Source organism: Qipengyuania sp. ABI-127-1 (assembly GCA_022953095.1).
Classification (GTDB): Bacteria; Pseudomonadota; Alphaproteobacteria; order Sphingomonadales; family Sphingomonadaceae; genus Qipengyuania.
This window is the reverse complement of the sequence record JALJCR010000001.1, coordinates 128,136-141,775: the sequence shown is the minus strand read 5'-3', so window position 1 is coordinate 141,775 and position 13,640 is coordinate 128,136. Positions and strand designations below refer to the sequence as shown.

Here is a 13,640-nt window from a genome sequence, read left to right as displayed (position 1 = left end):
GCCGGAGTACCCATGACCGAACCCCGCTACGACGTAATCGCGATCGGCAATGCCATCGTCGATGTGATGGCCCCCTGCACCGACGAGCTGATCGACGAGCTCGCGCTCGAAAAGGGCGGCATGACACTGGTCGACGAGGATGGCGCGCGGCGGCTCTACGAGGCGATGGGTCCGGCCCGGGAAATCTCGGGCGGGTCGGCAGCCAACACGCTGGCCGGGATGAGCGCGTTGGGCGCGCAATGTGCCTTTATCGGCCAGGTGGCGACCGACCAGCTCGGCGACGTTTTCAGCCACGACATCCGCGCGGTCGGCATCGATTTCGACACGCCCGCGCGCGAGGGCCAACCTTCGACCGCGCGCTGCCTCATCTTCGTGACGCCCGATGGCGAGCGTACGATGAACACCTTCCTCGGCGCGAGCCAGTTTCTGCCGCCCGCAGCGCTCGACGACGAGCTGATCGCCAGTGCGGGCATCCTTTATCTGGAAGGCTATCTGTGGGATCCCGAAGAGCCGCGCAGCGCCATGCGCCGGGCGATCGAGGTTGCGCGGGGGGCGGGGCGCAAGGTCGCGTTCACCGCTTCGGAAAGCTTCGTGATCGACCGCCACGGCGACGATTTCCGCGCACTGATCGAAGAAGGACAGATCGACATCCTTTTCATCAATGAACACGAACTCGACACGCTGACCGGGACCGACGATTTCGAAGCAGGCCTCGCCATGGTGAAGGACCAGATCCCCGTCCTCGTCGCCACCCGCAGCGCCCATGGCGCAGTCGGCATCGCCAATGGCCAGCGCGCCGAAGTGGCCGCCGAGCCGATCGACAAGGTTGTCGATACGACTGGCGCGGGCGACCTGTTCGCCGCTGGCTTCCTCACCGGCCACGCCCGCGGCGAGAGCCTCGAGACCTGCCTGCGCATGGGCGCCATCTGCGCCGCCGAAATCATCTCGCACTACGGCGCGAGGAGCGAAGCGGATTTGAAGGCGCTGGTGGCTGAGAAGTTGGGGTGATGGAACGATTTTGGAGCTACTCGCCTTCGACAAAAAGGCGAACCAGCGGTTGGTTGATGTAGTAGTTGTTCCGCCCCTCGCGATGCTTTGCGAGGAGCCCGCCATCGACAAGCTCTTCTAGGTATTTGGTTGCCGTCGGACGCGATACTCCGAGATCCTCTTGGACATAGTCTATCCGAGTGTATGGATGCCGAAACATGTTGTTCAGCAGGTCTTGCGAATAGATTTTGTGGTGATTCTGGCGCATTGCTTGTTTCGCTAGCGCCATTAAGGCTCTAATTTCACTGACTAAATGAAGCGTATCCCTCGCAGTCTGCTCGACTCCATTAATCATGTAGAGTAGCCAGTCTTCCCATTCACCCGTTTCCCTGACCGCTTGGAGAAGACGATAATACTCTCCTTTGCTTTTGGTAATGTACCTGCTCAGATAAAGAATAGGCGTGTCGAGAAGGCCGCAGCGGGTAAGGTAAAGCACATTAATTATACGACCGATCCTCCCATTCCCATCCGGAAAGGGATGAATGCTCTCGAATTGGTGATGGATGATGGCCATCTGTGTTAAGGGGTCGAGAGGGGATTCGTCGGCGCTTTGGTTAATGAAAACCTCCAACGCTGTCATCTGCTCGCGCACTTCCCGAAGGTCTTGGGGCGGGATGTACACCAACTCCCCGGTAATCTCGTTTTTCAGGGCGGTCCCCGGGGTCCCTCTAAACCCGCCTTGGGTGCGCTTCAAAATCTGGAACATGGCGATGATCATGTTGTTCGACAACACTCCGCGATATGCAGCTTGGGCTTCATAGCCATGACGCAGAGCATCGCGATAGCGCGCGACTTCCTTAGCGGCTGGTGAACCCGGCTTCTCCGGAAAGGCATTCGCTTGGAACAGTTCGTCTTGCGTTGTGACGATATTCTCGATTTCCGAACTGGCCTTGGCTTCCTGTAACGACAATGTGTCGATCAAGATGCCCTGATTGGGGATGGTGGCGGCGCGCCCCTTCAGCTCTGCCAGATAACGATGGGCCGGAACGAGGGCCTTGAGGATGGTGGGGGTTTCTCGAAGTCCTGAGGGCGGCAATGTCGGCAGTTTGTAGCTTGGAGTCAGCACCATCGGAATCTCATGTAAAGTTTCCTAGGCGCATTTAGCAGGTTTGAAAGATATATAAAGATTATTCGATTTCTTTTGCACGTTGTTGGGGTGTGCAAAGATCTTCATGCTATCAACTTCGCTCCCTTCGAACCTCCCGTTGCCCGATGTCTCTACGGCAGAAGCCGTCCGGGAAATCGATCGCATCCACCGCCGTGTAAGCGTTTTTCTGCGCCTCGGTCGCGCTTGCTCCGCGTGCCGTCACATTGAGGACACGGCCGCCGCTGCTTATCAGCGTGTCGCCCTCCAGCTTCGTGCCGGCATGGAAAACCTTCGCCCCATTCGCTTCCGCCTCGCCCAGATCGATCATGCCGCCCTTTTTCGGCGTACCGGGATAGCCCTCGGCTGCCATCACCACGGTCAGCGCGAAATCGTCCGACAATACCGGCGCAGCCACCTCGCCCAGCGTGCCGCGCGCGCAGGCCTGCATCAGGTCGACGAGATCGCTTTCGAGCCGCATCATCAGCACCTGGCATTCGGGGTCGCCGAAGCGGGCATTGTATTCGATGAGCTGCGGGCCGTCCTTCGTCAGCATCAGCCCGGCATAAAGAACGCCTGAATAGGGCATGCCTTCCTCACGCAGCGTTTGCACAGTCGGCTCGACGATCTCGCGCATCACCTGTGCCTGCAGCGCCTCGCTCAGCACCGGGGCGGGGGAATAGGCGCCCATGCCGCCGGTATTGGGTCCGGTATCGCCCTCGCCCACGCGCTTGTGATCTTGCGCGGTGCCGATGGGGAGAATCGCAGTGCCATCGGTGAGCGCGAAAAAGCTCGCCTCCTCGCCGGTCAGGAACTGTTCGATCACCACCTCGCTGCCCGCGCTGCCGAATTTGCCATCGAACATCTCGTTCAGCGCATTCTGCGCTTCCTCGCGCGTCTCGGCGATGACCACGCCCTTGCCCGCAGCCAGCCCGTCGGCCTTGAGCACGAAAGGCGGATCGAATTTCTTGAGCGCCCCCCAGGCCGCCTCCAGCGAAGTGCAGCGTTCGTAGCGCGCGGTGGGTATGTTCGCGCGCTTGCACAGCTCCTTGGTGAAGCCCTTGCTGCCTTCGAGCTGTGCAGCCTGTTTCGAAGGGCCGAACGCGTCGATGCCTGCCGCGCGCAGCGAATCGGCCAATCCGTCGACCAGCGGCGCCTCTGGCCCGATCACGACGAGGCCGATTTCCTTCTCGCGCGCGAACGCAATCACGGCGTCATGATCGGTCGCGTCGAGCGCGACGCATTCTGCGTCCTGCGCAATGCCGGGATTGCCCGGTGCCGCCCACAGCTTGTCGCACAGCGGCGATTGCGCCAGTTTCCACGCCAATGCATGCTCGCGACCGCCCGAGCCAAGCAAAAGGATATTCATGCCCACCGATTTCCCGTCAGATGCAGAAGATGCAAGCTTGGTAGCGAAGGCGCGCGCAGGCGACAACGCCGAGCCGCTGACAGTGAGCGAAATTTCGCAGGCGCTGAAGCGCACGGTGGAGGATCGCTTCGGCTTCGTGCGGCTGCGTGGTGAACTGTCGGGCGTGAAGCGCGCGGCGAGCGGGCATATGTATTGCGCGCTCAAGGATGAGAAGGCGGTGCTCGACGGGGTGATGTGGCGGGGCAATACCGGTCGCCTGCCGTTCAATCCCGAAGACGGGCTGGAGGTGGTCGCCAGTGGCAAGCTGACCACCTATCCGGGCCGTTCGAAATACCAGATCGTCATCGAGCGGATGGAGCTGGCAGGCGAAGGCGCGTTGCTCGCGCTGCTCGAGAAGACCCGCGCCCGGTTGCAGGCCGAAGGATTGTTCGCGCAGGAGCGCAAACAGCCATTGCCCTTCCTGCCGCGCACCATCGGCGTGGTCACGTCGCCCACCGGGGCGGTCATCCGCGACATTCTCCACCGGCTGGCGGATCGCTTCCCCAGCCGGGTGATCGTGTGGCCGGTGCTGGTGCAGGGGCAGGGCGCGGCGGAGCAGGTTGCCGGTGCGGTGCGCGGCTTTTCGGCCATTCCCGAAGGCCACCCCGACCGGCCGGATCTCGTCATCGTTGCGCGCGGCGGTGGCTCGATCGAGGATCTGTGGAGCTTCAACGAGGAAGTGGTGGTCCGCGCGATTGCCGACTGCCCGATCCCCACGATCAGCGCGGTCGGGCACGAGACCGACACCACTCTCGCCGACTATGCGGCCGACCGCCGCGCGCCGACCCCCACCGCCGCCGCCGAGATCGCCGTTCCCGTGCGCGCCGAACTGGCCGCGACTCTGGCCGATTTCGCAGCGCGCAAGAAACGTGCGATCCTGCGCCCTGTGCAATTGGGCCGCGAGCGGTTGCAGGCGCGCGCGGACCGGCTGCCGAAGCGCGAGGCGTTGCTCGAACCGCATGCACAGCGGTTGGACGATCTTGCCGAACGCCTGCGTCGGGGTCTGCGCGATCGGGCAGCGCAGGGGCGCGAGCAGCTCTCCAACTTGCGCCTTGCTCCGGCTGCGCTCCGCCGCAATCTGCGCGAGGCGCAGCGCGCGCTGGCGGGGCAGAAGCTTGTGCCCGCGCTGGTCGAACGGCCCCTTGCCGAGCGGCGCCAGCGGTTGGCCGCTCTGGCGCGGCTCGCCGAGCAGCTCCACCCCGACCGCCCGCTCCAGCGCGGCTATGTCCGGGTGACCGGACCCGACGGGCGCACCATCACGGACAAGGCCGCTGCGGTCAAGGAAGCCGCCCTCACCCTCAAGTTCCGCGACGGCGAGCTCGATGTCGCGACCGCAGACGCTGCATCTCCTGCAACGCCCCGCCGCAAACCGCGCAAGACCCGAACCGCGCCGAAACAGGACGATTTGTTCGGTTAAGGTCGACCTGCTAGGATTCGCACCATGTTGATGAACAAGAATTCCGGCCCGTCCAATGGCGAGGCCAAGCTGCAATACGGCCCTTCCGGCTTCCGCGTCCTGCGCGCGGGCAATCACGTCTTCTGTGCGATGAGCGGTGTGCCGATTCCGCTCGACGAGCTGCGTTACTGGTCGGTCGAACACCAGGAAGCCTATGCCAGCGCGCAACTCGCCACCGAGCGAATGGCGCCGTGAGTTTCACCCGGGTCGCACCGCTTCTCTTCCTGACTGCAGCCTGCATTCCCGCCCCCGAGCCGGAGCAGACGCCGCCGCCGCGCACGGAAGTGGTACAGCCGGTTCGCGCGGCCCCCACGCCGACTCCGACTCCGGTGCCGTCCCCGCCGCGCCCCGCAGTTTTCACTTTCGCGGGCGAGCTGGAACAGGGCGGCTGGATACGCGGAACAGTGCCGAACGGGACGGCCCAAGCGATGCTGGGCGAGGAAAAGCTTGCTTTCGATGGCGAGGGGCGGTTCTTCGCCGCCTTCGATCGCGATTCGCCGAAAACAATGCGGCTGATCGCGCGGCTGGCCGATGGGCGGACGATAGACAGCTCGCTGACCGTGGCCCCGCGCGCCTGGGATATCGCACACGTCAACGTCGCGCGCAGGCCGCGGGGGTCGAACGCGGCCTTCATGCGCCGCCGCCAGCCAGAACTCGACGCAATCTGGAATGCACGGCTGGCCGAAACCGGCGCGCGGGGCTGGCAGCAGGATTTCATCTGGCCGGTAGCGGGACGAATCTCGGGCCGCTTCGGCGCGCAGCGCATCTATCGCGGCGAGCCGGGCAGCTACCATTCGGGAATCGACATCAGCACCGGCACCAGCGGAACGCCCTATGTCGCCCCCGCCGACGGTGTGGTCGTGCTGGCGGAAGACGATTTCAGCCTGGAGGGCAAGTTGCTGATTATCGATCACGGGCAGGGGCTCAACAGCGCCTTCCTGCACTCTTCGCGGCTCTATGTGGGCAAGGGCGACAGGGTGACGCAGGGCCAGCATATCGGCGATATCGGCTCGTCCGGCCGGGCGACGGGGCCGCATCTGCACTGGAGCCTCAAATGGCGCAATGCCCGGCTCGACCCGCTGCTGTTCACCGGTCCGATGCGCTGAGCGCCTGACGCGCCCGCCCGCCCAGCCAAGGAAACGTACCGTCCATGCGCCGTACGCGTTTGCTCTCCATCATCCTGCTCACAGCGGCGCTTGCGCCGGGCCTCTGGTGGCGCGCGCCCGAACCCCCGCGCGATTTCCAGCACTCGGTGACGATCCGGCCATTGGCGATAACGCCGGAGCGGCGCGGCCCCTTTACGCTCTCCGCCGCATGGGAATTGACCGGCGACCGGCTGGAGTTCGGCGGGTTTTCCGCGCTGGTCGCACGGGACGATAGGCGTTTTCTGGCCGGGTCGGATACGGGGCGAAGGTTGCAATTCGAGCGGCCCGACCGAAGCGCGCAGCCAGGCGTACTCGCCCGGTTCGCCGATGAGGAAGCGAGCGCCAAAGTGGGGCGCGATCTGGAATCCTTGGCGGTCGATCCGGCCAGCGGCACAGTGTGGGGTGGCTACGAATATCGGAAGTCGATTGTCCGTTTCGACACACGCTTCAATCCCGATGCCGAGGTTCGTCCAGCCGGGATGCGCGATTGGGAAGACAATGCCGGAGCCGAGACGCTGGTCCGTTTGGCGGACGGCCGTTTTCTCGTGGTGGAGGAACGCGCGCGCCGCGGGCGGGGGCAGCATCATGCCCTTGTCTTCGCCACCGACCCCGTGAAGGATCGGGACCCCGCCAGAGTGATCGTGGGCATTCCGGCGGGCTACCGTCCCGTCGACGGCACGCCGATCGGCGGCGGGCAGGCACTCGTGCTTCTGCGCCGTGTGGTCTGGGGCATCCCGCCCGGCTTCGAATCGGCGATCGCTCACGTGAATATCGATCGGCGGAACCCCGATGGCAGTATCGCCGCGCGTCTGGTGACCGAATTCGGCGATGCGATTCCGCAGGAAAATTACGAGGGGCTGGCGCTGACCCGCGACGATGACGGGACGCATCTGTGGTTGATCTCGGACGACAATTTCATGTCGATCCAGCGCACGCTGCTGCTCAAACTACGCTGGGACGAACGCGAAAAGGCGCGCGATTAGCCCTCGCGCGCCCTTCGAATTTCCGCTGGTGCCAGGGCGCCCGGCGCCCCGCAGACCTCAAGCGGACGCGGCGTTCGCCTTTTTCAGCTCGCGCTTCACCTTGAGCGCATTGGCCGACAGCTTGTCGTCGCCGGTCTTGAGCAGCCAGTTGTCGAGGCCGCCATTGTGCTCGACGCTGCGCAGGCCCTGCGTCGATACGCGGAACTTGAAGCTGCGATCGAGCTTTTCGCTCATCAGCGTGACGTTCTGGAGGTTCGGCAGGAAGACCCGCTTGGTCTTGTTGTTGGCGTGGCTCACATTGTTGCCGACCTGGCGGCCCTTGCCGGTGAGTTCGCAAATGCGCGACATGATACGTCTCTCGTTCGAATGGGCGGGCGAGCTTTCCCGTTCTGCGCAAAAGCAGTGTGGGTCCGTTCTTGTCCCGGAAAGCGGCGCGCATAGCGGCGAGGGTGCGAATCGTCAAGCACGTTGCGCCCCCGGCGGGTGCGGGCTAGCGATGCGGCGATATGGCCTCCTGGACCCTTCCGCAACCCATGCAGCGCGCTCTTGCGCTCGCAGAAAAGGCCTCCGCGCGGGGCGAGGTGCCGGTGGGCGCGGTGGTAACGCGCGGCGGCGAGGTCATTGCCGAGGCGCACAACGCCCCGCGCGATACGCACGACCCCACCGCCCACGCTGAAATCCTCGCGATTCGCCGCGCCGCCGAGGCGCTGGGCGACGAACGCCTCACGGGCTGCGAACTATGGGTTACGCTCGAACCCTGCGCCATGTGTGCCGGCGCCATCGTCCACGCACGACTCGCCAAGGTCTACTACGGCGCAAGCGACCCCAAGGGCGGCGCAATTGAACACGGTGCGCGGGTGTTCGAGCAGCCCCAGTGCCTGCACCGGCCCGAGGTCTATGCCGGTATCGGCGAGGCGAGGGCGGCGGAACTGTTGCGGGCGTTTTTCCGGGAGCGCCGCTAGAGCCCCCGCCAGATTTGGGCAGGAGCCGAGTCCTTTGCCCCGAACCGCGCCTTGTCGCAGCCTGTCGGGAGAAAGCGCTTATCGTAGCACAGGCGCAGTTCTTCGAGCCATCCCCGAGCGTTGAGCTTCACGCCGACTGCTTCGCGCGGCCAGTCTGGGTTGGCATCGGTGAAGCGGGTGCGGATGGTGCCCGCGGTGAGTCTCTCCTCGCGGCTCACGCGATCGAGGTCGGGGATGCGCAGACCCCGCCACAATATGCGGGTGACTTTGAAATAGGTTGCGGGGCGCTTCGTCATGCAGGCGCCGTGCTTGGCCCATTGGCGCGCAAGGAGCGCAGCAGAAGGCGAGATACACATGTTTGCGGCCACCTCGCGCGGCAAGGGGCCGCGCGGGGCAGGGCACCATTGCGGCCAGGTTCGCCCGCTTTCCGGCCAGAGCCCATGGACGACCAGGCCGAACATCCCCTCGCGTCCGCTGCATTGGCGCGTATGGCGGCGCTGGCCCTTGCGCGGCTTGCAGAATTCCGGGCTCCAGCTCAGCGCCAGCGTATAGCCGGTGACCGGCAGGCGGCGCGGCGGTGCATCGGGAGTTACTTGCGGCAGGCGCAGGCTGGTCGGCAAATCGCACTGGTAATGCTGCGCGGCAAGCGGTGCGGAAGGAAGCAGCGCCGCGGCGAGCAGCAGGGCGGCGCCATGGCTAGGGCGCCGCATCATCGCCCTCGGCCCGGTTCATCCAGGCTCTGGCATCGGCGCGGAAAAGCAAGGCGATGGCCGCAAGCTGGAGAACCGTGACCACCAGACTCGTCAGCCTGGCCGGATTAAACATGGTTGCGGGATCGAAATTCACGAATAGCAGCCCGAAAACGGTCAGGACGACCAGCATCCCTTTCGCGAGAATGCTCGCGCGGCGAGCGATGAAGTACCACAGGATCAAGGGAATCAGCAGGCTGATCGCGATCACGCCGATGGCGAGGACGTTGCCCGGACCCATGGCGGCAAGGGCAGGCTCGCTCCGGATTTGTGCCAGGAAAGCGTCGTACTGGACCACGCTGTTGACGAGCACGAGCGCGAGGCTGAGCAGAAACAGGCGCTCGAACCATAGGATAGAAACCGGACGCATCCCCACTTCCCCCGTTTTCGACGGGAAAGAATGCCCGCAAATCACAAGGGGGTAAAGTCGAGACCGATATCGGCGGCAGGAGCGCTTTGGGTGAGGCGGCCAACCGATACGTAATCGACCCCGGTGGCGGCTTTCGCCCGGATGGTATCCAGATTGATGCCCCCGCTCGCCTCGGTCGGCACACGGCCCGCGACCAGCGCCACGGCCTCGCGCAGCACGGGCGGCTCCATATTGTCGAGCAGGAGACGGGTCGCGCCGGCCTGCAATGCGGGCTCGATCTGGTCGATCCGGTCGACCTCGCAGATGATGTCTTCGACGCCCGCCTCGACCGCGCGGCGCACCGCTTCGCCGACCGAACCGGCGACGAGGACATGGTTGTCCTTGATCATCGCGGCGTCCCACAACCCCATGCGATGATTCGACCCGCCACCCATGCGGACGGCGTATTTTTCGAGCATGCGCAGGCCGGGAATGGTTTTGCGCGTATCCAGCAGGGTGCAATCGGGATTATCCATCGCACGGACGTATTCGGCGACCATCGTGGCGATGCCCGAGAGGTGCTGGACGGTGTTGAGCGCGCTGCGTTCGGCGGTCAGCATGGCGCGGGCATTGCCTTCGAGCCGCATGAGATCGGTGCCCGCCGGCACGCTCGCGCCTTCTTCCACAAGAAGGTCGACGCTCATGTCCGGATCGAGCGCACGAAAGAAGGCTGCCGCTACCGGAAGACCAGCCACATGAATCGCATCACGCGTATCCATCACGCCCGCAAAGCGCGCCTCGGCGGGAATGACGCTTTCGCTGGTGACGTCACGCCCGCCACCCGCCAGCCCCCTGCCGAGATCCTCGTCCAGAGTGTCGCGAACGAAAGCGGAAAGGTCGAAACCGGAAAGTTGGAAAGCCATGAAGTGCTCCTTGCCGGGCCGGGAGAGGCCCGGCAAGGGCGACCGCCCGCCCGCAGCGGGTGCAGCTTGCTGCATGTCTAGCGAGGACGCACCGACGGATATCGGTGCGAAATGCAAACTAATGCACGAAACGCGCGACGACGTCGCGGTAGCTGCGGCTGACCTTCACCTCCGCGCCGGAGTCCAGCACCAGGAAGCATTCGCCATTGGTGTGCGGTTTCACCTGCCGTACCTGGTCGAGATTGACGATTGTGCTGCGGTGCACGCGCTGGAACTTGCGCGGGTCGAGCCGTCGTTCGAGGTCCTTCATCGTCTCGCGAAGGATCAGCGAATTGTCGCCGGTATAAATGCACATATAATCGCCGGCCGCCTCGATATGCTCGATCGTGTCGGTTTCGACGCGGAAGATCTGGCCGCGATCCTTGACGTTGATGAGCTTCTCATACCTGTTCGACGCTTCCGCTTCCTCACCGGCGAAGCCTTCCGCAGCTTCGGGAGCGACTTCGGAAAGGACGCTTTTGAGCTTCTCCGCCTCTTCGGTCGATTTCTTTTCGGCGAGGCGCTGGCGCACGCGTTCGACCGTGTCGGCGAGCTTGTCCTCGTCGACCGGTTTCATGAGGTAATTGACCGCATTGGCTTCGAAGGCGCGGATCGCATGTTCCTGAAAGGCGGTGACGAAAACGAACAGCGGCGGATCGATCTCCATCACGCCCTGGACGACCGAAAAGCCGTCGAAACCGGGCATCTGGATGTCGAGGAAGACGAGATCGGGCTTGAGCGTCTTGATCGCGCGGATCGCTTCGCGACCGTTCTGGCAGGTCTCGATGATTTCGACGTCTTCAAAGGGTTCGAGGCGCAGTTGGAGGCCCTGGATCGCAAGCTTCTCGTCGTCGACGAGGATGGTTCGAATAGTCATGATGCCTGGTGTGCTTTCGGGGGTGTTGGTGAGGGTGTAACGACCGGGCGAGCCGCAGGTTTCTGAACGGGTTCGACTTGGGCGCTGGGGGCTTGCTCGCGGCTTAACGCCTCGGCCTCCTCCGTTTCGAAGGGGAGTTCAATCAGCACCGAGAACCCGCCGCTTTCGGGCGACCGGATTTCGAAGCGATGTTCCTCGCCATAGGCCTGGGCCAGCCGGTCGCGAATATTGGTGAGGCCGACGCCAGTCGAATCGCGCCGCGCACGGCTGGGCCTGACGGCTGGCAGACCGTCCTCGATATTGTTCATCGTCATGCCGGGGCCGGTATCGGACACGGTGACGCGCAGGCGCGGGCCGACCACCTGCGCTGCGATCGAGATTTCTGCGCCCTCCTCTTGCGGACTGACGCCGTATTTGATTGCGTTTTCGACCAGCGGTTGCAGCAGCATGGCCGGCAGTTGAGCCTTTGCCGCCTCCGGTTCGATGCGGAAGGTGGAACGCAGGCGTTCCTCGAAACGCATTTGCTCGATGCCCAGATAGAGCTGCAGCGTCTCGACCTCCTGCTCTACCGTTACTTTCCCGCCCGGCTGGGTGACCAGCGTATGCCTCAAAAAGCTCGACAGGCGGGTGAGCATGGCATTGGCCGTCTCGCTCTGCTTGAGCAGCACCAGCGTGCTGATCGAATTGAGCGTATTGAACAGGAAATGCGGGTTGAGCTGGTAACGCAGCATGGCGAGCTGTGCGCTGGTCGCCTGCGCTTCCAGCCGTTCGAGCCGGTCGGCCTGTTCCTCCACCTGAAGGAAGAAATTGATCGCGTAATACAGCGCCGACCAGGCGCCGAGCAGGGTGAGGTTGAAGAAATAGATGCCGATGAACAACTTGGCGAAATTCTGGCTCGTCGCGCCGCCCGCCACTTCGAGAACCCAACTGTCGATGAAGGCATAGATTCCGGTCGCAATCGCAAGAACCACGGCCGTCGCACCCCATGTGACGAGCGGCTTCTGGCGGATGAGCCGGTTGTAGGTGACGGCCAGCAACAGGCTGATCGAAAATCCCGTAATGGTGGAAATCAGATTGATGACCAGCCGGTCGGGCGGAAGGTCGTTCGCCAGCGCCGACATTGCACGCAGCACCGTCGCGCCGCCCCAGCCAGCCAGCTGGAGGTTCCAGAACGCCTGGTTCTTGTTCTCGAAGAACGGCGTGGGTCGGATGGGCAACACGGCCATGTGCTGCATCCCCTAGCGCAATTGCGACGAACTGCGCCAGTCGCTAGAGTGCCGCCGACAGCCGAAGCGAGGGAGAGACGCGATGGGCGTGCAGGAAAATATCGAACATGCAGCCAGCGAACGCGCCAAGTTCCGCGAGATGAAGGAAGGCACGGCCGAAGACTGGGCGATCATTGGCGGCGAATATCGCGCCTTCGCCAAGGGGTTGCCTGACCGTGTGCTGGACCATCTCAAGCTGCTCGACGGCGATTTCGGCGGTTTTCCAGTCGATCGACTCCAGCATTCCCTGCAGACCGCGACCCGTGCACACCGCGACGGGCGCGACGAGCAATATGTCGTGATGGCGCTGCTGCACGATATCGGCGACACGCTGGGAAGCTACAATCATCCCGAAGTCGCCGCCTCGATCATCAAGCCCTTCGTGAGCGAGGAAGTGCACTGGATCTGCCAGAATCACGGTGCTTTCCAGGGCTATTACTACTTCCATTTCCTCGGCATGGACCAGAATGCGCGCGACAAGTTCGCCGACCACCCCCATTTCGAGGCCTGCCGCGAATTTTGCGAAAAATACGATCAGGCAGCGTTCGATCCCGATTACGAAAACGAACCGCTTGAGTTCTTCGAACCGATGGTGCGCCGCGTGATGGCGAAACCGATCGCCTCGGCCTATGCGAAGGCGCTGGAAGAGGAATGAGCGCCTAGGTTTCGGCGTCGAGCGCCTTGGCGAGCCGCTCGGCGGGAACCAGCCCTTCGATCACCTCGCTGCCCGCTACCCAGCTCGGCGTGCCGGTAAATTGCAATGTGCGGGCGAAGGCCATGGACTTCGCCAGTTCGGCGGTCGCTTCGTCGGACTGCGCGAAAGCCTCGGCGGCGACAATGTCGAGCCCGGCGATTTCCGCAGCGCGAGCAATCCCTGCCTCGCTCGGCGGACCCTGTTCGAACATCGCGTGATAGAAGGCGGGATACTTGCCCTGTTTCGCTGCCGCGAGCGCCATGCGCGCCGCCTGTTCGCTGCCATCGAAGATGGGCCATTCACGCACCACCACCTTGAGCTCGGGATCGGTGGCGATCAGCTTGTCGATCGCTGCGACCGACTGGCGGCAATAGGTACAGCCATAATCGGTGAACTTGACCAGCACTTTCGATCCCTGCGGATTGCCAAGCACCGCGCCAGGGAAGGGCTGCTTCACTTCATCCGCGATCTGCGCCAGTCGGTTTTGCGCATCTCCACGTTGATAGGCTTCGGCCATCTCGGGCAGGATCTGCGGGTTGGCGAGCAAATAGTCGCGAGTCTGACCGTTGCCGAGTCCGGACAGCGACCATAGCGCGGCACCGGCAAAGCCGAACACCAGCGCGATCAGCGCGGTCAGCAGATGATTTCTCATAAGGCCC

16 protein-coding genes are annotated in these 13,640 nt (G+C 63.7%); 7 read left to right on the top strand and 9 right to left on the bottom strand.

Translation table 11 applies throughout. The features are described 5' to 3' along the window. Window positions 1–12 precede the first annotated feature (12 nt). Entirely contained in the window at window positions 13–1,008 is a 996-nt protein-coding gene (locus tag MUY37_RS00765) for an adenosine kinase (RefSeq protein WP_499193577.1), read from the top strand. A 16-nt stretch (window positions 1,009–1,024) separates the two neighbouring features. On the opposite strand, the gene MUY37_RS00760 is transcribed toward MUY37_RS00765, so the two are convergent. After that, entirely contained in the window at window positions 1,025–2,116 is a 1,092-nt protein-coding gene (locus MUY37_RS00760) for a Fic family protein (RefSeq protein WP_499193576.1), read from the bottom strand. Window positions 2,117–2,225: 109 nt separating this feature from the next. Then, entirely contained in the window at window positions 2,226–3,500 is a 1,275-nt protein-coding gene (gene purD / locus MUY37_RS00755) for a phosphoribosylamine--glycine ligase (RefSeq protein ID WP_499193575.1), read from the bottom strand. Here purD and xseA point away from each other — a divergent pair. From xseA to MUY37_RS00735, 4 genes are read left to right on the top strand one after another with little or no spacing between them, the layout of a single operon-like run. Continuing rightward, entirely contained in the window at window positions 3,499–4,956 is a 1,458-nt protein-coding gene (gene xseA / locus MUY37_RS00750) for an exodeoxyribonuclease VII large subunit (RefSeq protein WP_499193574.1), read from the top strand. The genes purD and xseA overlap by 2 nt on opposite strands. A 24-nt stretch (window positions 4,957–4,980) precedes the next feature. Further along, window positions 4,981–5,190 carry a DUF2093 domain-containing protein gene (locus MUY37_RS00745; RefSeq protein WP_115415465.1) on the top strand — a complete coding sequence of 70 codons (210 nt, stop codon included), beginning with the start codon at window positions 4,981–4,983 and terminating at the stop codon, window positions 5,188–5,190. Then, complete coding sequence (locus MUY37_RS00740; protein WP_499193573.1) at window positions 5,187–6,101, top strand: M23 family metallopeptidase; 915 nt, start codon at window positions 5,187–5,189, stop codon at window positions 6,099–6,101. The genes MUY37_RS00745 and MUY37_RS00740 overlap by 4 nt, the downstream gene beginning before the upstream one ends. A gap of 44 nt (window positions 6,102–6,145) precedes the next feature. After that, entirely contained in the window at window positions 6,146–7,123 is a 978-nt protein-coding gene (locus MUY37_RS00735) for an esterase-like activity of phytase family protein (RefSeq protein WP_499193572.1), read from the top strand. A 57-nt stretch (window positions 7,124–7,180) separates the two neighbouring features. On the opposite strand, the gene rpmB is transcribed toward MUY37_RS00735, so the two are convergent. Then, window positions 7,181–7,471: a 50S ribosomal protein L28 gene (gene rpmB, locus MUY37_RS00730; RefSeq protein WP_115415467.1), complete on the bottom strand. Its 291-nt coding sequence runs from the start codon at window positions 7,469–7,471 to the stop codon at window positions 7,181–7,183. 158 nt (window positions 7,472–7,629) lie between these two features. Between rpmB and MUY37_RS00725 the strand changes: the two genes are divergently transcribed. Beyond that, window positions 7,630–8,085: a nucleoside deaminase gene (locus MUY37_RS00725; RefSeq protein ID WP_499193571.1), complete on the top strand. Its 456-nt coding sequence runs from the start codon at window positions 7,630–7,632 to the stop codon at window positions 8,083–8,085. On the opposite strand, the gene MUY37_RS00720 is transcribed toward MUY37_RS00725, so the two are convergent. From MUY37_RS00720 to MUY37_RS00700, 5 genes are all read right to left on the bottom strand, one after another. After that, entirely contained in the window at window positions 8,082–8,798 is a 717-nt protein-coding gene (locus MUY37_RS00720) for a ribonuclease T2 family protein (protein ID WP_499193570.1), read from the bottom strand. The two genes, MUY37_RS00725 and MUY37_RS00720, sit on opposite strands and share 4 nt — an antisense overlap. After that, on the bottom strand, window positions 8,782–9,204 hold the full coding sequence (locus MUY37_RS00715; RefSeq protein WP_499193569.1) for a hypothetical protein: 423 nt from the start codon (window positions 9,202–9,204) through the stop codon (window positions 8,782–8,784). Before MUY37_RS00715 ends, MUY37_RS00720 begins: the two co-directional genes overlap by 17 nt. 41 nt (window positions 9,205–9,245) lie before the next feature. Further along, complete coding sequence (nadC, locus tag MUY37_RS00710) at window positions 9,246–10,106, bottom strand: carboxylating nicotinate-nucleotide diphosphorylase (RefSeq protein ID WP_499193568.1); 861 nt, start codon at window positions 10,104–10,106, stop codon at window positions 9,246–9,248. A 118-nt stretch (window positions 10,107–10,224) separates the two neighbouring features. Beyond that, complete coding sequence (locus MUY37_RS00705) at window positions 10,225–11,022, bottom strand: LytR/AlgR family response regulator transcription factor (RefSeq protein WP_499193567.1); 798 nt, start codon at window positions 11,020–11,022, stop codon at window positions 10,225–10,227. Continuing rightward, window positions 11,019–12,248, bottom strand: a complete 1,230-nt coding sequence (locus tag MUY37_RS00700) for a sensor histidine kinase (protein ID WP_499193566.1) — start codon at window positions 12,246–12,248, stop codon at window positions 11,019–11,021. Before MUY37_RS00700 ends, MUY37_RS00705 begins: the two co-directional genes overlap by 4 nt. A gap of 82 nt (window positions 12,249–12,330) precedes the next feature. On the opposite strand from MUY37_RS00700, the gene MUY37_RS00695 reads away from it, so the two are divergent. Continuing rightward, window positions 12,331–12,942, top strand: a complete 612-nt coding sequence (locus MUY37_RS00695) for an HD domain-containing protein (RefSeq protein WP_499193565.1) — start codon at window positions 12,331–12,333, stop codon at window positions 12,940–12,942. A gap of 4 nt (window positions 12,943–12,946) precedes the next feature. Here MUY37_RS00695 and MUY37_RS00690 read toward each other — a convergent pair whose 3' ends face one another. Beyond that, window positions 12,947–13,633 (bottom strand): DsbA family protein, encoded by a 687-nt coding sequence (locus tag MUY37_RS00690; RefSeq protein ID WP_499193564.1) that lies wholly within the window; start codon window positions 13,631–13,633, stop codon window positions 12,947–12,949. Window positions 13,634–13,640: the final 7 nt, after the last annotated feature.